Source organism: Primorskyibacter flagellatus (assembly GCF_014638275.1).
In the GTDB taxonomy this organism is placed as follows: Bacteria; Pseudomonadota; Alphaproteobacteria; order Rhodobacterales; family Rhodobacteraceae; genus Pseudooceanicola; species Pseudooceanicola flagellatus_A.
This window is the reverse complement of the sequence record NZ_BMFJ01000001.1, coordinates 1,788,087-1,806,921: the sequence shown is the minus strand read 5'-3', so window position 1 is coordinate 1,806,921 and position 18,835 is coordinate 1,788,087. Positions and strand designations below refer to the sequence as shown.

Below are 18,835 nucleotides of genomic sequence, written 5' to 3'. Positions count from 1 at the left end.
GCTCCGGGTTTCTTAGGAGGATTTCCCCATGAGCGTGTCTTCGGTTGCCCGGCGCCAGGTGATTGATCAGGTCGTCATCGACGACATCCGGGACCTTCTGGAACGTGCGGAGCGTGGCGAGGTGGTCGACATCGTTGTTGTGGCTGAGGTCGCTTCTGACGGCGTTTACGTCGCGCAATCGAATTTCGGGAACGGATGGCGGGTTCTCGGGGCGCTTGAGTTTGCCAAGGCGCATGTCCACCGAATGATCATTCGCGGCGAGAGTGGGTGATGGGCCATTTCCATGAGAGGTGCAGGCAGCGCGGGATCGTGAAGACCGATGCGGAGGCCCTGCGCGTCAGTTTGGGGATCGCGATCCGCGACAAGAGGTTCGACCTGATCGACATGGTTCTGCGGACGGATAGCGCCGAGTATTATCGGTTCCGGTGCGAGGACGGGATTTTCTACTGCGTCACCGGGCTCGGTGAGAGTTCGCCGCGGACGGTTCTGACGCAGGAGATGATGCGGAACAAGAAGCGCGGTCACAAGTACCGGAAGCGGTTCCGGACGGCGCAGCGGATCGTGACGGTGAGATCGTCATGCTGAGGGTCACCGAACGCGGGAATTTCCTGTACGAGACCGATGGCGAGGTGCTGACGCGGTTCTTCTGGGATCGGAGCAAGTTCGCCTGCATTCAGGGGCCGATCGGGTCCGGGACATCGACGGCGAGCTGCCACAAGATCTGGACGCTGGCCATGGATCAGGCCCCGGACTTCGACAAGGTGCGCCGGACCCGGTGGATCATCACCCGCGACACCTACAAGAGCCTGCGCGAGACCACCGTGAAGACCTGGCTGGAATGGTTCCCCGAGGAGGATTGGGGTCAGTTCATCCGGTCGGAGCCGATGTTCCACCATTTGAAGCGCGATCACCCCTCCGGGGATGGCACCAAGATCGACTGCGAGGTCATCTTCCTGGCCTTGCCCGATCCGGAGGTCGCCGAGGCCGTCCTCGCCTCCTACGAGATCACCGGGTTCTTCATGAACGAAGGCCAGTTCGCGCAGAAGGAGATCGTCGACGAGTTGCTGTCGCGGTGCTCGCGATACCCCTCGATGAAGAACGGTTCGGGCGCCACATGGTTCGGCGGCTGGATGGACATGAACGCGCCAACCGAGGGCCATTGGGTGCCCTACATGCGTGGCGACATCCCCCTGCCGCCGGAGATGGATGAAGATGAACGTCTCGCCTACGTCAAACCCGACGATTGGGTGTTCTTCGTGCAGCCGCCGGGGCTCATCGAGGAGATCGTCGACGGTCGCCCCGTCTACCATCCGAACCCCAAGGCCGAGAACCAGAAGAACCTCCGTGAATCCTACATGGAGAAGATCAAGGGCAAGAAACGCTCTTGGATCGACCGGCGGGTACTCAACAAGGTCGGCCTCCACATGGAAGGCAAGCCGGTCTATCCCACCTTCTCCGAGGTCGACCACATCCATCCCGAGGATGTCGAAGCCAAGGAAGGAATCCCGATCGTCGTCGGTCTGGACTTCGGCCGGGAGCCAGCCGCCGCGTTCCTGCAAAACGTCAACGGCCTCTGGACCATCCATTCGGAACTGATCGGCGAAAACGAGAGCGCGGAACTGTTTGCGCCCCGCGTCAAGCGCCACCTCAAGAAATTCTACCCGGAACACAAGGTCACATTCTGGGGTGATCCCCGCGGCAAGGACGGCACCCAGGCCACCGAAACCACCGCCTATCTGGTCTTCGAAAACCACGGGATGCCCATCATCCCCGCGACCAACGACAACGACCCGGAGCTCCGCCGCTCCACCGTCGAAATGGTGCTGGAACGGCGCAACGGCCTCCGCGTGAACCCCTCCTGCATCACCATCAAGCGCGGGTTCGCCGGCGGCTACCACTACCGCAAGATCAAGGGCGTCGTCGGCATGTTCGCACCGCAGCCCATGAAAAATTCCTACTCCCACGTCATCGAGGCCGTCGAGAACGCCCTGATCGGCGGCGGCGAAGGATATGCGCTGGTCGACAACCCCAACCGCGAACGACGCCAGCCCTCGCCCATCAAACCCCGGAAGGTGTCCCTCCGCCGTGCTTCCCGTTGAAATCTACTTCGCCTTCCATCGCCCCGCACGCCTCGCCGATCTCCGCACCGGCGCCCGGATCACATCGGTATTCGGGCACGTCGAATGCTTCGGCTACACCGTGGACGACACCTGGTTCTTCTTCGACCCCGGCCGCCTGACCACCTCGCTCGTCATCACCCACCTCCACGATGAGGTCACCGATCTCATGGCCGACGTGTTCCAGCGATCCGAGGAGGTCATCTCCATAGAACCGGTCGCCACCTTCCGTCTCCCCCTCCACATGCCCATGAACTGCGTCACCCAATGCGCGGCCCTCGCCGGCATCCGTGCATTTACCCCGCGAGGCCTCCGCAAGAAGTTGCTGGAAACCAGAGGAGCGCGAATACATGGGACCGAAGGAAGACCCGGAGGACAGGAAGACACGGATGCGGGAGCGCCGTCTCTCCCTGCTTGAGCGCCGGGACGCCGCCTCCCAAACCGCCGCCGGGCTCACCTCCGACCTCCGCGCCGTCTACGGCCTCGGAAACCTCTCGATGTTCGGAACCCCCGGAACCGCCAAGGCAAAGCCGAAGGCCACAACCGCCCCGATCGTGACCAATGACAGGTAAGCCGTCCAAGGAATTCTCCACCCGCTACGACATGGCGAAGCGGTGGCGGGATGTCGTGCGTCCCACCATCGAGGAAATCTATTCCTTCATCTGTCCGGGCCGCGAATGGGACTTCGACGGAGACCTCCTCCGCAATCCCCGCGACAACGACGCCGAAACCTTCATCTCCTTGCCCGAAGACCTCGCCGGCGACTTCGCTTCCGATCTGGTCACCTACTACACCCCGTCCGAGGCGAAATGGACGGACTACATGGTCACTGCGCCCATCCATCCGGATAATGTCGATCAGGTCACCGCCCTCGTCAGCGCGCGCGAGGACGATCTGTTCGACCTCATCACCGGCTCCAACTACAACGACATCTCCCCGCAGGTGATGTTCGAGGCCGGGCATGGCACCATCGCGATGTGGGTGGAATCCGCGCACTTCTCGCAACCCATCTTCTGCGAGACCGTGCCGCCGCACGAACTCCTGATTACCCCCGGACACCTCGGGATCCTCGACCGCTTCCGCGAGAAACCCGTCCTCGCATCCTCCCTCGAAGCCCTGTTCTCCGGTTGGGATGTCGACCTCTCCGACCCGGCATTGCAGCGCAAGATCACCCGGCCCGGAGCCACGGTCAAAGTCTGTTGGGGATTCTGGCTGGATTGGTCGGACCCCGGCAATCCGATGTGGAAGATGGAGATCACCGCGGACGGCAAGCGGATCACCCCGGAGACGCCGGAAACCATCGGTCCCTTCGCCGGGGCCTGCCCGCTCATGGTCGGTCGCTTCAATCCGCAGCCCGGCAAACCGTGGGGCAGGGGCCCCGGCTGGAAATCCCTGCCGGACATGCGCGTCTACAACGCCGTCGATGAAGCCGTCCTCGACGGTCTCGACCAATCCCTCCGCAACACCCTGATCTACGCGGATGACGGGTTCCTCGACCTCTCCGATGGCGTCGACGCCGGCCGCTCGTATCCCGCCAACCGCGGCTTCACCCGCGACCAGATTTACGAGTTGCAGAAGGGGACCAAGCTGGACCTCGGTTTCTTCTCCGAAGACCGCCTCGAAGACCGTCTCCGCGCGCGCTGGTATCAGGACGGCCCCCGCCAGCGCGGCGAGACCCCCCCGACCGCCTCCCAATGGATCGACGAACGCCGCCGCGTCCAGCAGCGCATCGGCAAACCCTCGGCCCCGCTCTGGAAAGAATTCTTCCTGCCCTTCATCCAGAGGGTCGAATACATCGCGATCGAGAAGTCGCTGATGCAGGAGGCGATCACCCTCAACGAACAGGCGATCACCGTTCAGCCCGTCTCGCCCCTCCAAAAAGCCCAGAACCAGGACAAGGTGATGGTCTCCCGATCCAACCTCGAGCTCGGCGCCGGCGTCTTCGGTGAAGCCTTCGGCCAGGCGATCGACGTGATCGGCAGCTTCAAGAACATCGTGAAGGCATCCGGTGACGAACTCACCGTGGTCCGCGACGAACCCGCGCAAGGAAATCCGGATGGAACTACCCCGCCGACTGAGTGAGCCCGGCCCCCTCATCGAATATATCTCAGAGCTCCGGCGCCTCCCCGCCAAGCGCAAGGAAGCCAAGGAACTGATCGACGCGATCCGCGCGACACTCAGAACCCCCGATGGGTCCATCCTTCTGGATTTGCTGGAAAAAGCCACCCTTCTCCGGAGCATCCCGATCACGGCGGACCCCCGTGCATTGGATGCGATCAATGCCCAGAGTTTCATCGCCCTCGATCTTAGGAGGATCTTGAGCGATGAATTTGATGCAGAACCCGTGGTGGAAAATCAGGCTGTTCGCGCCAGCGGACGAGGGCAACCCCGGAGGCGGTGACGACACCGCTCCCGCTGGTGGCGACGATACCGTATCGACCGGCGACGACACGATTTCCACCGAAGCCGACTATTCGTTCCTGCCCGAGCAATTCCGGCCGGAAGGCAAAGCCGACATCGACGGCTTCAAAGCCCACTACGACGAACTCGCGTCCTTCCACGCCCGCCGCGGCGAGGAACTGGCGGAAGTGCCGGAAGACGGCAAGGGCTACGAGTTTGCGATCCCCGACAACATCGACTACGGCGACCTCGATCTTCCCGAGGACTTCAATCCAAAGCTCCTGCTTGACGATCCCGCCATGGCCCCGCTCTTCGAAGAATTCGGCGGCCTACTCCACAAGCACAACATCCCCAAAGGTGCCGCCGGGGAATTCATAGGGCTGCTCGCCAAATACGAGGCCGCCTCGTTCTCGCCGCTCTTCGTGAAATCCAAAGAGGAATTCGCCTCCCTCGGCACTGCCGCGCAGTCGCGGGTAGATGCGGTCACGCGCGCTCTGGAAGCCCGGCTCCCCGCCGAACTCGTGCCCGGCCTCACGGTCGCCATCAACACCGCCGCCGGGGTGAAGGCGCTCGAAAAGCTGCTGAACCCCCGCGCCCTCAAAACGTCGGACCCGGTTCCGAAGTCGGGTGATCCGACCAAGGCCGACCTCGACAACTACTACGCCAACCCCACGAAATAAGGACAATCTGAATGGCAACGCTTACCCAATCGACGCAGGATATGGTCGACGCCTACAAGCAGCTTGACGGCTACGGGCGCTATATCGACACGATCGAGACTATGAACGACACCTCGCAGGACATTCTCGACGACTGGTCGTGGATGGAATGCAACTCCGGTCAGAAGCACACCCGCTCGATCCGCACCGGTCTCCCCACCGTCGCATGGGGCGCCCTCTATGAGGGTATCCCGCAGTCGAAGTCGTCCAAGCAGACCGTCGACGACACCACCGGCTTCGTGGAATCCCTGGCCGATGTCGATAAGCGCCAGATCAAGCTCTACGCCGAAAACGCCACCGCGTTCCGGCAGGCCGAAGCACGCACCCATATCGAAAGCATGTCTCAGGAACTCATGCGCGCGCTGTTCTACTACGATCCGGCGACCAACGCCCGTCACCCGAAAGGTCTCGGTGCGCGTTTCTCCAAGAAAGCAACATCGGGCGCAGGCGCTCAGATCGTCGACGCCGGCGGAACCGGCTCCGACAACACGTCGATCTATATGGTCGAATGGAGTTACGACGGGCTCTCCGTGATTTACCCCAAGGGCACGGTCGGCGGCATCCAGCGCGAGAACAAGGGCGAACAGCGTGTTCTCGACGCCAACGGAAACCCGTACTTCGTCGAGGAGGAGATGTTCTCCGCGCAATGCGGGTTCACCCTCGGCGACTGGCAGCGGTGTGCGGCGATCCGCAACATCGACGCGTCCGAACTCGCCGCAGGCAACGTCGACATCTACGCGTACATGCGCAAGGCCTACTGGAAGCTGAAATCGCGGCGCGTCCGCAAGGTCGCCAACCAGTCCTCGCCCGGCCGCATCGCGATCTACTGTAACCGCGACGTGCTGGAAGCCCTCGACGCCCTTGGCACGAACTCCGGCGCCAACGACAACTTCACCCGCCTGCGCCTCATGGAAATCCAGGGCAAGGAGGTGGAGACCTATCGCGGTTTCCCGCTGCGCGAGACCGACGCGATCCTCAACACCGAAGCCCGCGTCGTCTGATCCGGAACACATTGGCGGGCGTGGACTCTCCACCCCGCCGCAAACAAGGAACCCCACATGATCCTGAACAAGAACCTGATCCTGGCAGAGAACCAGGCGATCACCGCGACCGCGATCTCCCAGAACGTCATCCGCTGGAACGAAACCGGCGTGGTCCCGCTCGAAGCCGGTCAGATCGTTCGCAACATCGGCTCCGGCACCGAAGTCCCGCTGCTGATTCAGGTCACGCAGACCTTCCTGACGCTGACCTCGCTGACGATTACTATCGAAACCTCGGACGCGGCCGACCTCACCTCGTCCACGGTCCTCGCCTCCTCCGGCGCGATCCCGCTGGCATCCCTCATCGCCGGGTTCCGTCCGGCATTCACCCGCTTTGTCCCGGATGCGACCATGCTCGACTACTTCGGGCTGCGCTTCACCGTGGGCGGCTCCAACGCCACCGCCGGCAAGATCACGGCGGCCGTGGCAACGCAGGTGAATTCGTGACGGACGCCGAATTCAACCTAGCCACCGCGGACACCGAAGCCCTCGTCAAGAAGGCTTCGGAACTCGAAATCGCCGGCGCCTCCTCCTCCTGGAAGGATGAGACCCTGCGCGAGAAAATCCGCGAGGCGCTCGGGGTCGACGCGAGTGAGGTCGAAGTCGAGGGCGCCCCCAGGGAATCGGAGTATTTCCGGATCATCACCACCGACTTCGGCACCATCGCCGGCGTCGGGCTGGTCCATCCCAAGACCAAGCACGTCGTCCACAAGGACGCCTTTTCGAGCGAGTGGATGATCCGCGATGTCTCGACGGCCAAGGATGTGCTGAACCTGACGCCGCTGGACCGGATGTCCGTCGACCTCGACGAGATGGACGGCGACGAACTCAAGATCCTCATGCTGAAACTCGGCATCCGGACCCAGAAGAAGCGGATGAAGCGCGATGATGTCGTCATGCTCATCAAGCGCGAACTCGAAAAGCTGGTCATCGAGGATGACGACGACGAGGATGACGACGAGGAATAACCCTCCGCGGCGGACCTCCTAAGAGAGCGGACGGGTTGGGGAACGGGCGGCCTTCGGGTCGCCCGTTTTTCGTTGTGCATTTGGTCGGCCCGTGGTCGTGGGGAATATCCGCCGCATGGCAACAGAATTCTCCATGCTCGGCATCATGAACGCCGCCCTGCTGGCCCAGGGTCAGCTTGAAATCGTCGCGGAAAACGACGGGTCCATGGAATATCGGACCCTGTTCCGGAATTGGCCGGGCATCGTGGAATCCGAACTCGAAGACGGCGCCTACTATTTCACCCGCGTCGAGCAGAATCTCGTCACCCGCGCGCCGGGGAAATTCGGTTACGACGACGCCTATCTGACCCCCTCCGCTGCGATCCATGTCCGCCGCTGCTGGCTTCGAAACAGCCAGGGCCACGACATCAACGTCGACTGGATTCAGGACGGCACCCATGTCCACCTGAACAACCCGGACGGCTGCTGGATCGAATACGTCGAGGTTGGCGCGCAGAACCTCTGGTCCGCCAACTTCTGCATGGGTGTCCAGAAACGATGCGAGGCGATCATCGCGCGCGCGGTGCGCGAGGAGTACCGGGAAGCGGAAGGCCTCGATCAGGCGGCCGAAGTCTATTTCCAGCGCGCCAGGACGAACTCCTCCAAGGCGAGGAGCGCACAGCCGTTCTATCGCAAGGGACCGATCGCGAGCGCGAGACACCGGCGTGGCTAGGATCAAGAAAACCGTGACGCAGCGGGCGTTTCCGTTCATGGAGACCCGCGAGGACTTTCTGGAACGCGACGATCTCGAAGCGCGGCAGCAAGCCCTGCGAGGTGCCCTCAACATGAAGGCGCTGGCCACCCAGACCATCGAGGCGCGGCCGGGCCTCCGGAAGGTCAGGGCCGCGGGCATGGCGGATGACATCATCGAAATCCGCCCGACCTCCGGCCTGAAATTCGGTCTCATCATCAAGGACGCATCGTTGGAGGTGGTCGACGCCACGGGCGATCTCGTTTTCGAGCACACCTCCGTCACATGGGATGACACGGATGAGGTCTGGGTGACCCCGATGCGCAAGAAGACGATCATCGGTTCCGGCTCAGGCGGCATCCATGAGCTCAACTACGACAAGGGCGTCTGGTCCTTTGGAAACTTCGCGTTTTCCAGCGCGCCCGGCGGAGAACTCGCGCAGCCCTATTGGGCCTACGAACAGGCGGTCACCATCAAGCCCTCCGGCCTTAACGGAAATATCCTCGTCGAGGCCAGCACGCCGATCTGGGTGGAGGCCTATGTCGGTCAGCGGATTCGATATGGACTGCGCGAAATCGAGATCACCCACCGGATCAGCGGGTCGGTGGTGCGCGGCACCGTCGTCAACGAACTCCCCCCGAGTTTCCGCATCGCAGTCGAGAACTCGACCGAGTACCGGGTCGGAGACGCTGTTGTGGGTGCCGACACCAACTTTCAGGGCGTCGTTCTGGGGATCGACGGGCTGAACCTCGATGTGGTCACGCAGTCGTTCTACGAGGGGCCCGATGTCGGCGAGGAACTGAGCGCGCCGAACAGCACATCGAGCGGCACCTCCAAAGTCACGGCCGTTACCACCATCCCTCCGCTGTCCTCGCCGATCTGGGATGAACCCCTGATGTCGCCGCTCCGCGGATACCCCCGCGCCGCCGCCGGCGTCTCCTCCCGGTTGGTGTTTCTGGACTTCGAGAGCATCCCCGATCTGATCGCCCTTTCCTCCTCCAGGTCGATCAACGATTTCGACGTGGGGACAGAAGATGACGACGCGATTGTCCGCCAGGTCGGCAATGGAGCGCCGCGCTGGCTGCACGCGCTCGACATCGGCGACCTCATCCTGTTCTCGGACTCGGGGATCTACAACGTCCCGACGCGCGAGAATGGCGTGATCTCCCCGACCACGTTCAACCCGGTCTTCATCGACGAGACCGGATGCAGCGAGATCAAGCCGGTGAAGTTTGGCGAAGGCGCGGTCTTCGTCGATTCCTCCGGTGAGAACGTGGCGGCCGTGGTGCTCGACGGGAACATCTACCTGAAATGGTCGGTGCGCTCTATCACCACCTACCACAAGCATTTGGTGAAGTCCCCGCGGCGGCTCTGCGGCCCGTCTCTGGACTCGCGCGAGGTCGAAAAATTCGTCCTCATCATCAACGGCGACGGCACCATCGCAGCGGTGTCCTGGCAATCCAGCCTGAAAGACGAAACTGTTGGCTTCACCCCGTGGGAGACGCAGGGACGGTTTGTCAGTGTCGCACCGATCTTCGGTGGGTATTGGGCGATCGTGGAACGCGATTTCGCCAGCACCGTGAGGTTCTTCGAGGCGTTCGACGAAACCCTTGTTCTGGACTGCGCCTCCATCGGCGAAGACCTATCCATTCCGATGGAACTGGACGCCAACGGGGAGGGCCTGACGGTCAACGGGGAACCGCTTCTGGTCGGAACACCTTCCACGATGCACCTCGCCGGCGAGACGGTCGACTACTACATCGAAGGGTGGGACGCCGGTTCATTCGAGGTCAACGATGACGGCACGATCACCGACGAACCTGACGTAGCAGGCGTCCGGCAGGTCGGGCTCAATTTCCGCTGCTCCGTGAAGCCATGGCCAATCGAGATCATCGAAAGCGAGCGAGCCGGTTCACTCAAGGCGCGCGTGATGGAACTGAACGTCTCCGTCCAGAACACGCACGGATATGAGGTGGTCTGCAACGGCGTCGTCAACAAGGTCGGCGCCTACCACTTCGGCGATGATCTGACTGCGCCGCCCAAGGCGCGCACGGAAGTCCGCCACTTCACCGTCTTTGGCAACCGCGACCACCCGGACCTTGAAGTCCGGCGGGTTCGCCCAGGCAAGTTTCGGATTCTCGCTCTCGGTCAGAAGGTGCAGGCATAATGGACCCGGTCAGTCTCTCCCTCGCAGCAAAAGCCGGTGCCGGGATCGCAGCGGGCGCCTCCGCCCTCGCGAAGTCTCGCGGCGAGAAGGAACAGGCGGAGATCAACGCCTTCACCGGGCGGACCCGCGCAATCCAGACCGATACCGCGTCCCGGCAGGGGCTCGAGTCTGAACTCGGGTCGCTCCGGGCCGCGATGGGGGCGAACGGTCAGGCACCAAGCGTCGGAACCTTCGAGATGGTCAACGAACTCCGCGCCACTCGCGACCGGGAACGCCGGATCAACTTCGGCAACAGGATGTCGGAAGCCGCTGACTGGCGGATGGCCGGGAAGAATGCAGCGTCGGCCGGAAAATGGGGGTTCGCCGGCGGGCTGGTGCAGGCCGGTCCTTCGCTGTTCGACCTCTACCAGTACAAGAGAAAAACCTGATGGCGCAAATCCGCAAGATCGTCCGGGAGAACCCGCTCTCCAACTTCCGTCAGGTCGCACCGGATGGGGGAGGGGCCTTCCGCTTTCTCGCCCAGGGTTTGAACGCGCTCTATGATCGGGTCGCGCCGGTCGCCACCGACATCATGACGGAGCGGGGCGCCGAAGCTGGACGCCAGGAAGCCCGGAAGCGGTTCGGGGAGACGAAAGGTCTTGTTTCCGAGCCGATCTCGGAAAGCCAGCAGATCGCCAACGACGCGATGTCCGCGATCGGCAAGGGGAAGAACCTCCAATACCGGGAGGCTATTGCTTCCATCGAGAGCGCCGGCAGTGGCGGATACCGCGCAATCGGCGCTCGTCACCCGAAACTCGGTCGGGCCCTTGGCAAGTATCAGATCATGGAGGCCAACATCGGCCCATGGTCGCAGGAGGTTCTTGGTCGAACCGTCTCAGCCGATGAGTTCCTGGCCAGCGACGACATTCAGGACCAGATTTTCGACGCCAAGTTCGGCGGGTATGTCGAGCGGTTCGGTGAAGCGGGTGCCGCACAGGCATGGTTCGCCGGGCCGGGCGGCGTGGGAAAAAACAGCCGGAAGGATGTCCACGGGACCACCGTGGGAGTCTACGGTCAGAAATTCATGGCGGCCATGGGGCAGTCCGGGACCGTATCGACGCAGGGCAATTCTGAACCCTCCGTCATGATCCGCGGCTCGAATGGCGAACTCGAAGCCAGGCTCTACTCCCCGTACTCGGGCGAAATTCTCCAAGCCCACAACGCGGCGGCGCAGGTCGCCTACGTCTCGGAGGTCTACAACAAGGGCCTCTCCGACATCATGCAGATGTCGTCGCAGTACATCGCCAACCCCGAGGGCTTCGCCGCGGCCGCGCAAAGCTACGTCGACCAGATCGTCGACGCGGCGCCGCAGGACTACAAGTCCGAGATCAGGGGGGTTCTGGAAAAGGAGATGGTCCGCCGGCAACTCGGGATCATGGAGGAGAAACAGCGCGACATCCGGAACCGGGCGAACAACTCCTCCGCCGCGCTTGTCGAACGCTGGTCGACCACCCTGGAAGACGCGATCGTGTCCGGCGACGAGACCGCGATCAAGGAGGCCGAGGCCGCTCTCGATGGCGTCTTGCAGGCGCGTGAGGCGCTTCCCGGCGTCCACTGGACCGAGGAACAGTCCGCAAACGTCTTCATCAAGACCCGCCGGGCGGCCGAGGCCTCGCGGGAACGCAAGCGCCGCGAAGCGACCGCCGAGTCCCGCGACCATCTCAACCTCATCATCAGGGGCGCCAAGAACGGCGCGTCGGTCAAGGATGAGGAGATGGCGTTCGATCCGCAGGTCATGGCGGATCACCCGGAACTCGCGCGCGAGGCGCAAGCATTCCTCGCTCTGCGCGACGATATGCCGGAATTCCTTGAGATGACCCCCTCAGAACAGGCCCAGGCGGTCGCGCGCATGGCGGCAGAGGAGGTCGCCGAGGAATGGCAACTCGACATCGTGGACGCCGCGCGCACCGTCGCCGCCGCCAACCAGAAGGCATGGGACGATGACCCCGCGGCGCGCGCCTTCGAAGTGATGAAGTCCGATCCGCCGCCGGCGCTGCCGAACCTGACACCCGATGAGCCGGAGAAATTCGTCCGGGCCCTGACTGACCGGCGCGACTACATGAACGACCTGTTCGAGAAGGGCTACACCGACACCCGCGCCTACCTCACCAAGGAGGAGGCGGAGAGCATCCAGTCCTTCATGGGGGCTGAAACTCCCCCTGAACTGCGCGCCGCCATGGCCGACGCAATCGTCGGTGGCTTCGGAGAGGATGCCGTCCGGGTCTTCGATGAGATCGACGCGGACGACGTGACCATGTTCGTTGGCAAGATGATGTCCCTGGGTGGAAACCCGACCCTCGCTGCCACCATCCTGCGCGGTCAGCAGATGATGGCCGAGGGGTTGGTCCGGGTGCCTCCCAAGGCCGATCAGGTCGGGCAATTCAGCAGAGCGGCCGCCAACGCCTTCAAGGGTGTCCCCGGCGCGATTGCCGCCCAATCGGAGGTCATGGCGGCGGCGCAGGCGATCTACGCGGCTGATCCCGCGGCGCGCACGATCGAGCCCACGTCGGACGCGGCGACGGAACTGATGGCAAAGGCGGTGCAGACTGCACTGGGACAGGCCAAGAACAAGCGCGGTCAGCTCACCGGTGGCGTGCAGAAGGTGATGGATCACGACACCCTTCTTCCCATCGGTGTTTCCGGGGAAGACCTTGACGCTGCGATCCGGAAATCCATGCGGGGCCTCCCGCATGAGGGTAAGGGTTTTGCTGCGGGCATGGCGAATATGGGCGCCGCGCTGCTCGGTTCGTTCACGACTGACGATGCCGCATGGACGGCCGCGACCGCCCGAGAAGGGTTCGAGGGCGGGCCTCCGCTCTACAATGGAAAGCCGATCCCTCCGAAATACGTGGGCGACGGAAACATCCGCATCGTGCCGGCGGCCGGCAATCTCTACCGCATGGAAATCATCTCGGGCTCGTCGGTCCTGAACGCTGAGGATGCAGACGGTAACGTCTTCTTCTTCGATCCCAAGAAACTGATGGAGGCTGAGAATTCTTCGCGACCTAAGACCTCCTTACCTTTGGAACCGTTTGATTCTGCAAAACACCAACCACGCGACAACAAGGACGGCACTTTCTCGACTGAGATCGAGATCACGAATGATGCTCCTGACGGTGGGTATTGGAACATCCCTTCTCTGTGGTTTCGTAAGGACGGAACGTCTGTACAGATGACGGATGAGCAAGCCCAAATTTTCGCAAAGAAATACGAGGAGGTCAGTGGGAAGAAGTTCCCGAGGTTTGCCACGGTAAAAGAGGCCGAGGACTACGCGAAAAAAAGGTCTGCCAGAGGAGGAGCATCCACAGGAGGTCTGGCTGAATGACCTTCTTCCTCAACGGCCCCGCAACACCGCCCCAGATCAAGGCCAACAATCCTAAGGCTGACCTCCCCGACCTCTGGGACGGCCTTGGCGCCGCGACCTCCTCCGCCGCAATGGAGAACGACGCCAACTTCCGGGCTTTTCGCGAGACATCTTCTGTCCGCGCCGAGACCGGGTGGGAGATCGTCGACCGTCTCGGAGTTGACGCGGTGGCCGAGCGGGCTGAGCGAGAGGGTTTGTCCGAGAACCTGATCTCCAACCTCCCGATGCTCTACGAACGCCGATCCGCCCACATGCTGCGGTCCTTCGAGGACATGCTGTTCAAGATGGCTGATGAGGCGAAGACCGCGGCACCGGGCGACTGGACCGGATTCGAGATCACCGATGAGGCGATAGAGGCCAAGGTGAATGCCAGGCTGCAAGCCGAATACGAGGAGGCGCAGCAGATCCTCGACATGATGCCGTCCGGTCGCGGCGCCGCAGAGTTTCTTGGTGGCATGGTCGGGATCACGGCGGACGTGAAGAACCTGCCATTCATGTTCTTCGGCGGCGGTTCCGGGTCTCTGGTGCGGGTTATGGGGCGCGAGGCTGCGATCAACATGGCGGCGGAGGCCGCGTTCATGCCGTCTCAGTTTTCCATGGCGGAGCGGCTGGACATCCCCGATCCGGATGTGGTCTCGCAACTCGCGATGGCGGCGGCGGCCGGCGGAATCCTTGGCGGAGCCGTCGAGGGTGCGCGGCGCGGCTACGTCTACTGGCGCGGCAGGAACCAGACCGCTGTGCCCGGAATGACCGATATCCGGGCGCAGGCCATGGTAGATGAGGTCGAAGACATCATCACCAGCGACACCTCTCAACCCTTCGGTCAGATCGAACGCCTGATGGATGAGGCGGAGGCTGAGCCGCCCTACATCCTTGAGAACCCGCTAAACCCGACGCGGGAACCCCTGCTTCTCACTGATCCTCTGGAAGACCTTCCTGACGGGATCAGCGAGGAGGAGCGGTTCGCATATGAGCGCGAGATGGAGGAAGGCAAGGCCGCGGAAGTCGCGCGCGCTCAACAACAGATCGACGACATCCCGGTTTCGAGCGCCCGAAAGCCTCTCTCAACGCGCCTCAAGCAGTCCGGACGACCCAACAAGACCGATCCGAACCGGCATCTCGGTCTCGGGAAAGAGAGTATGCAGGTTCACCCCGATGGGTTCGCCGCCGCCGAACTCCGGCACAGGGGGATCACCCACAAGAGCTCACCTGGCCTGTTCTCCCGGAAAGGCCGCAAGGACTTCGACAATCTGGTCGCATCCGAGTGGGAGGAGGACTTCCCTGGGATCAGCGCGGCCGCCGGAATCTCGGACGATGGGATGTATCTCGACCGGGACGGGTTTCTCGATGTCCTCGCCCGCGACATCAACGGTGACGACTCTTGGCTGGTCTATCGGCAGCAAGCCGACAGCGATCAGGCAAAGCTGGACAAGTGGGCGGATCGGTCTGCCCTCGACGACTACTACGACATGGAGCCGGAAGGCCGCTATTTCGTGGACATCGAGGCGCACAAAGCCAACAATCCAGAGACCTATCAGGCAGACATCGAGGCAGGCTTCTACGAATGGATGCGCGACAACGAATTCGCGGACATCCTCACGGAGGCCGAAATCAGGGAAATCGTCGGCGTTCTTCAAGAGCGTGGCGGTGATCCTGAATATCTGATAGAACGGGCACTCGAACGCGAGGTCGATCATGTCGAAGGCAGAACAGCAGATCAGCCGTCTGGACAGCCTGCAAGGGCGGCTGGACAAGGCGATGCAGAACCCGGACCTGACGCCGGAGAAGCGGGCGGCCGGGGAGCGGGCGGCGAAGGGGATCGCGCGCCTGAAAGAGCTTCGGAGCGCACGGCAGCAGGCGACCAAACCCTGATCGACGGCGTGGCGCCGGTCTCCGACCGTGATCGCCTGGAAGCCCGACAGAACGCCCCGATGCGCGGCGGCAACGCGGCGGCGGATGAGGGCCTGTTCGACACCGGGGCCCGCCTCCAATCCGACCTGTTCTCCGATCCTTCCGATCCCAAGACCAAGGATTACCGGGAGACGGTCTCCACCTACATGCGGGAGGAGATCGCTGAGGAAGGTGACATCGGAGTCGATGTTGGCGATGGGAAAGGTTCACGGTCAGCCTCTGCGGTCCTCGACGAACTCGACGCGGATGACGACTTCCTTGAGATCATGAACTGGTGCGGCCGCAAGAGGGAGACGGAATGAGTTTCTTCAACTGCATGGAGACCGCCATGGGCGGCGGTGAAGCGGATCGCGAACGCGGCGAGCGGGCGCAGCGGATGTGGCGGGACATGTCCGACCGCTATGAGCGGCAGGGCTACGGCCGGCACGACGCCGAAAGCATGGCGGCGGAGGATGTCAAAGAGGCCTTTCGGAAGGAATTCGGTGAGAAGCGGCACGTCTACATGGCGCGGATCGCGAACAACCGGAAGCTGGCTCGCGGCGTCAACGCAGCCACCGATCTATCCAAGCACCAGTCACGCACTGTCGAATCCTTGGACTACCAGAGCCGTGCGCTCGTCCGCCGGTTCAACTCGCGGCTGGCAGACTTTCTCCGGCAGCATCACCGGAACCTCCTTGGCAGCGTGACCAACCCCGCGCAGATGAAGAACTTGGTGCGAGAGATGCATGGCCAGCCGACCGGAGACGCCAGCGCCGCGGCACTGGCGGAAGGAATCCGCGAGGCGCTGGAAGACATGCGCCTGATGTTCAACGCCGCCGGCGGGACCATCGGCAAGCTGGACAATTGGGGCCTCCCCCATTCCCACAGCCGCCGTGCGATCGTGAAGGCTGGTTTCGAACGGTGGTATGGCGATGTCGAGGGCCTGCTCAAATGGGACCAGATCGAAGATCACCTCACCGGCAAGCCGTTCCAGCAGGAAGGCGGACCTCCCCCGAGCGACCGGGTGAAACGGGAGTTTCTGCGGGAGATTTTCGACAACATCACCTATGGCAAGAACAGCCGCGAGGCCGTCTATGGCAGGCCGCAGGGTTCGGCCCTCTACAAGCGCCGGGCGGAGCATCGCTACCTGCATTTCGTCGATGCCGACGCCTGGATCGACTACAACCAGCGGTACGGTACGGGTGATCCCTTCAAGAGCCTGATGGGCCACGTTCACAAGATGGCGCGGGACATCGTGTCGATGCGGGAATTCGGGCCGAACCCCGGCATGGGTGTCGAGTATCAGCAGCAGCTTGCGATGGAGCGCGCGCGCAAGGAGGGGATGGACGGGGACCGGGTGTCAGGAGACGGCAATCTCGCGCAGCGCATGTTCCGGGTTCAGAGCGGCGGCGGCGCCCCGGAATCGCTCTGGCAGGAGTACGTCTCCGTCTTCATGTCCAGCACCCGGCACATCCTGACTTCGGCCTTTCTCGACCGCGCAATCGTGGCCTCGGTATCGGACCTCAACACCATGCGGATGGCGGCACAGGCGATCGGGATGAACCCCGTTAACGTCCTCTCCCGGCACGTCGAACTGATGAAGACCGAGTTGACCGGCGCCGACGCGCTTCGGGCGCACTGGATCGCGGAGACCCTGGCTGATCCCGGTATCGCTCTGGCGCGGTTCCAGAGCGAGGTGCCGCCGGCGGAGATCGCTGAACGCCTGTCCAGCGCCTCGATGCGAATTCAGGGACTGTCCGGATGGACGGATGCCGGGCGCATGGCCTTCCAATGGGAGATGCAGGGTGTCATGGCCAGCTTCTCCGGCCGCCCTCTCGCTGAGGTGGATCACCCGATCGGCAAGCTGCTCAGGGATGCGAAGGTAACGGAGCGGGAATGGGCCGATCTCACCGACCCCGCCAACATGTTCACGGCTGGCAACGGCGCCACCTTCGTTGACCCCCTCTGGTGGCGCGAGACCACCTCGATGAAGCCCGAATTGGCTGATGAATTGTTCTTCAAAATCCAAGGGATGATCGAAGAACAGACCGAATACGCGGTGCCGACACAGAACCTCATGGCGCGAGGTCGATTTGATGCAGCCGCCTATGACGCGCCTCCGGGAACGCTCGTTTACGAAGTTTGGAAATCCGGGCTGATGTTCAAGTCCTTCACGATGACGTTCATGGTCGGCCAGTACCGCCGCATCGCCGAACAGCCGACGATTGCCGGCAAGATCGGCTATGCCGCCAACATGGTCGCGGGCGCCACGGCTATGGGCGCCATCGCTCTCCAACTCGGGGAACTCATCAAGGGCAACGACCCGATGCCTATGGATGACCCGATGTTCATGGCGAAGGCCGCGCTCAAAGGCGGCGGTCTCGCAATCATGGGCGACATCATCGCAGCCGGTCAGACGAATTGGGGTGGCGGCTTCGCCTCCTACATCTCCGGCCCGATGCCGCAGCTCGCGCAGGACGCCTGGAACCTCACGATCAAGAACGCCTACCAGTTTGCGACCGGCGAGGACACCAACTTCGGCAAGGAGCTCGGGACCGCGGTAAAGCGGTACGCGCCGATGGGTCAGACGCCGCTGATCGGGCCCGCCTTCGACAGGCTCGTCGCCGACCAGATGGTTCGGCTTCTCGACCCGGACGCGGAGAAGGACTTCAAGAAGAAGGCCACCCTGCAACAGAACTCGACCGGGAACGGGTCTTTTTGGATGCCCGGAAGCCCTCTTCCTCATAGAGGCCCGAACTTGAGCGGAATTTTTGGTGGATCATAATCGGGAAAACGGTATCGTTTGACGATGCGACCGCTACCTGATCAACGCGAACTCCGGCGACTTCTGAAATACGATCCTTTGACGGGTAAATTGTTTTGGAGACACCGTTCACCTGAAATGTTTTCAGGTGGCTACAGGTCAGCGCATGAAGCGGCGAGAGCTTGGAACGCTCGATGGGCAGGCAAAGAGGCCTTCACGGCCGACAGAGGTAACGGCTATCTTCAAGGGTGTGTCTTTGAACACAGGCTATATGCTCACCGCGTCATAGCCGTCATGGTCACAGGTGAATGGCCAGAAGAAGTCGATCACGAAGACCACGATAGGAAAAACAATAAACTGTCGAACTTGCGGATTTCGTCTCGCGCAGAAAATTGCAGAAATCTTAAACTATCAAGTACCAACACAACGGGTGTTTGTGGGGTTCATTTCGACAAGAAAAGATCGCTCTGGTTGGCGTACATCACAGCGAAAGGGACGAGATACCATCTCGGAAGATTTGATACGAAATCAGAAGCGATTGCCGCAAGGTGGCGAGCGGAGGAGCATCATGGCTTTCATGCTAACCACGGTTTATCTGAATCATCGATGACTTAGTGCATTGGGTCTGAGGCTCCTC

The 18,835-nt window shown here is 62.3% G+C and carries 18 protein-coding genes; all 18 read left to right on the top strand.

Annotated features, from left to right (window positions below; all coding sequences use genetic code 11):
• Positions 1 to 28: 28 nt before the first annotated feature.
• The 18 genes from IEV87_RS08840 to IEV87_RS23065 all read left to right on the top strand — a co-directional run bounded on the left by IEV87_RS08840 (position 29) and on the right by IEV87_RS23065 (position 18,813).
• Entirely contained in the window at positions 29 to 271 is a 243-nt protein-coding gene (locus tag IEV87_RS08840; protein ID WP_188477276.1) for a hypothetical protein, read from the top strand.
• Positions 271 to 585 carry a hypothetical protein gene (locus tag IEV87_RS08835; protein ID WP_188477275.1) on the top strand — a complete coding sequence of 105 codons (315 nt, stop codon included), beginning with the start codon at positions 271 to 273 and terminating at the stop codon, positions 583 to 585. The genes IEV87_RS08840 and IEV87_RS08835 overlap by 1 nt, the downstream gene beginning before the upstream one ends.
• Complete coding sequence (locus tag IEV87_RS08830; protein ID WP_188477274.1) at positions 579 to 2,099, top strand: hypothetical protein; 1,521 nt, start codon at positions 579 to 581, stop codon at positions 2,097 to 2,099. The genes IEV87_RS08835 and IEV87_RS08830 overlap by 7 nt, the downstream gene beginning before the upstream one ends.
• Positions 2,086 to 2,535: a hypothetical protein gene (locus tag IEV87_RS08825; protein WP_188477273.1), complete on the top strand. Its 450-nt coding sequence runs from the start codon at positions 2,086 to 2,088 to the stop codon at positions 2,533 to 2,535. Before IEV87_RS08830 ends, IEV87_RS08825 begins: the two co-directional genes overlap by 14 nt.
• Complete coding sequence (locus IEV87_RS08820) at positions 2,507 to 2,689, top strand: hypothetical protein (RefSeq protein ID WP_188477272.1); 183 nt, start codon at positions 2,507 to 2,509, stop codon at positions 2,687 to 2,689. Before IEV87_RS08825 ends, IEV87_RS08820 begins: the two co-directional genes overlap by 29 nt.
• Positions 2,679 to 4,199 carry a portal protein gene (locus IEV87_RS08815; RefSeq protein WP_188477271.1) on the top strand — a complete coding sequence of 507 codons (1,521 nt, stop codon included), beginning with the start codon at positions 2,679 to 2,681 and terminating at the stop codon, positions 4,197 to 4,199. Before IEV87_RS08820 ends, IEV87_RS08815 begins: the two co-directional genes overlap by 11 nt.
• Positions 4,174 to 4,518 (top strand): hypothetical protein, encoded by a 345-nt coding sequence (locus IEV87_RS08810; RefSeq protein ID WP_188477270.1) that lies wholly within the window; start codon positions 4,174 to 4,176, stop codon positions 4,516 to 4,518. The genes IEV87_RS08815 and IEV87_RS08810 overlap by 26 nt, the downstream gene beginning before the upstream one ends.
• Positions 4,442 to 5,197: a hypothetical protein gene (locus IEV87_RS08805; protein ID WP_188477269.1), complete on the top strand. Its 756-nt coding sequence runs from the start codon at positions 4,442 to 4,444 to the stop codon at positions 5,195 to 5,197. Before IEV87_RS08810 ends, IEV87_RS08805 begins: the two co-directional genes overlap by 77 nt.
• An 11-nt stretch (positions 5,198 to 5,208) precedes the next feature.
• On the top strand, positions 5,209 to 6,237 hold the full coding sequence (locus IEV87_RS08800) for a major capsid protein (protein WP_188477268.1): 1,029 nt from the start codon (positions 5,209 to 5,211) through the stop codon (positions 6,235 to 6,237).
• Between the two features lie 57 nt (positions 6,238 to 6,294).
• A complete protein-coding gene (locus IEV87_RS08795; protein WP_188477267.1) occupies positions 6,295 to 6,723 on the top strand; it encodes a Bbp16 family capsid cement protein in 429 nt (142 codons plus the stop codon).
• Positions 6,720 to 7,244: a hypothetical protein gene (locus tag IEV87_RS08790; RefSeq protein ID WP_188477266.1), complete on the top strand. Its 525-nt coding sequence runs from the start codon at positions 6,720 to 6,722 to the stop codon at positions 7,242 to 7,244. Before IEV87_RS08795 ends, IEV87_RS08790 begins: the two co-directional genes overlap by 4 nt.
• Positions 7,245 to 7,359: 115 nt before the next feature.
• Positions 7,360 to 7,956, top strand: coding sequence for a hypothetical protein (locus IEV87_RS08785; RefSeq protein ID WP_188477265.1), 597 nt, complete (start codon positions 7,360 to 7,362; stop codon positions 7,954 to 7,956).
• Positions 7,949 to 10,141 (top strand): hypothetical protein, encoded by a 2,193-nt coding sequence (locus tag IEV87_RS08780; RefSeq protein ID WP_188477264.1) that lies wholly within the window; start codon positions 7,949 to 7,951, stop codon positions 10,139 to 10,141. Before IEV87_RS08785 ends, IEV87_RS08780 begins: the two co-directional genes overlap by 8 nt.
• Complete coding sequence (locus IEV87_RS08775; RefSeq protein WP_188477263.1) at positions 10,141 to 10,569, top strand: hypothetical protein; 429 nt, start codon at positions 10,141 to 10,143, stop codon at positions 10,567 to 10,569. The genes IEV87_RS08780 and IEV87_RS08775 overlap by 1 nt, the downstream gene beginning before the upstream one ends.
• On the top strand, positions 10,569 to 13,505 hold the full coding sequence (locus IEV87_RS22810) for a hypothetical protein (protein ID WP_229737501.1): 2,937 nt from the start codon (positions 10,569 to 10,571) through the stop codon (positions 13,503 to 13,505). The genes IEV87_RS08775 and IEV87_RS22810 overlap by 1 nt, the downstream gene beginning before the upstream one ends.
• Before the next feature lie 311 nt (positions 13,506 to 13,816).
• The gene (locus tag IEV87_RS08765) at positions 13,817 to 15,757 is read left to right on the top strand and encodes a hypothetical protein (RefSeq protein WP_188477262.1); all 1,941 of its coding nucleotides are present in this window, start codon (positions 13,817 to 13,819) and stop codon (positions 15,755 to 15,757) included.
• Positions 15,754 to 18,219, top strand: a complete 2,466-nt coding sequence (locus tag IEV87_RS08760; RefSeq protein ID WP_188477261.1) for a hypothetical protein — start codon at positions 15,754 to 15,756, stop codon at positions 18,217 to 18,219. The genes IEV87_RS08765 and IEV87_RS08760 overlap by 4 nt, the downstream gene beginning before the upstream one ends.
• Before the next feature lie 24 nt (positions 18,220 to 18,243).
• Positions 18,244 to 18,813 carry an HNH endonuclease gene (locus IEV87_RS23065; protein ID WP_373284050.1) on the top strand — a complete coding sequence of 190 codons (570 nt, stop codon included), beginning with the start codon at positions 18,244 to 18,246 and terminating at the stop codon, positions 18,811 to 18,813.
• Positions 18,814 to 18,835 lie beyond the last annotated feature (22 nt).

Coding starts and splice junctions, on each gene's coding strand:
- IEV87_RS08835 (WP_188477275.1), top strand. CDS start 271: ATGGGCCATTTCCATGAGAGGTGCAGGCAGCGCGGGATCGTGAAGACC.
- IEV87_RS08830 (WP_188477274.1), top strand. CDS start 579: ATGCTGAGGGTCACCGAACGCGGGAATTTCCTGTACGAGACCGATGGC.
- IEV87_RS22810 (WP_229737501.1), top strand. CDS start 10,569: ATGGCGCAAATCCGCAAGATCGTCCGGGAGAACCCGCTCTCCAACTTC.
- IEV87_RS08815 (WP_188477271.1), top strand. CDS start 2,679: ATGACAGGTAAGCCGTCCAAGGAATTCTCCACCCGCTACGACATGGCG.
- IEV87_RS08820 (WP_188477272.1), top strand. CDS start 2,507: ATGCGGGAGCGCCGTCTCTCCCTGCTTGAGCGCCGGGACGCCGCCTCC.
- IEV87_RS08800 (WP_188477268.1), top strand. CDS start 5,209: ATGGCAACGCTTACCCAATCGACGCAGGATATGGTCGACGCCTACAAG.
- IEV87_RS08795 (WP_188477267.1), top strand. CDS start 6,295: ATGATCCTGAACAAGAACCTGATCCTGGCAGAGAACCAGGCGATCACC.
- IEV87_RS08775 (WP_188477263.1), top strand. CDS start 10,141: ATGGACCCGGTCAGTCTCTCCCTCGCAGCAAAAGCCGGTGCCGGGATC.
- IEV87_RS23065 (WP_373284050.1), top strand. CDS start 18,244: ATGCGACCGCTACCTGATCAACGCGAACTCCGGCGACTTCTGAAATAC.
- IEV87_RS08765 (WP_188477262.1), top strand. CDS start 13,817: ATGCTGTTCAAGATGGCTGATGAGGCGAAGACCGCGGCACCGGGCGAC.
- IEV87_RS08785 (WP_188477265.1), top strand. CDS start 7,360: ATGGCAACAGAATTCTCCATGCTCGGCATCATGAACGCCGCCCTGCTG.
- IEV87_RS08810 (WP_188477270.1), top strand. CDS start 4,174: ATGGAACTACCCCGCCGACTGAGTGAGCCCGGCCCCCTCATCGAATAT.
- IEV87_RS08805 (WP_188477269.1), top strand. CDS start 4,442: ATGAATTTGATGCAGAACCCGTGGTGGAAAATCAGGCTGTTCGCGCCA.
- IEV87_RS08840 (WP_188477276.1), top strand. CDS start 29: ATGAGCGTGTCTTCGGTTGCCCGGCGCCAGGTGATTGATCAGGTCGTC.
- IEV87_RS08760 (WP_188477261.1), top strand. CDS start 15,754: ATGAGTTTCTTCAACTGCATGGAGACCGCCATGGGCGGCGGTGAAGCG.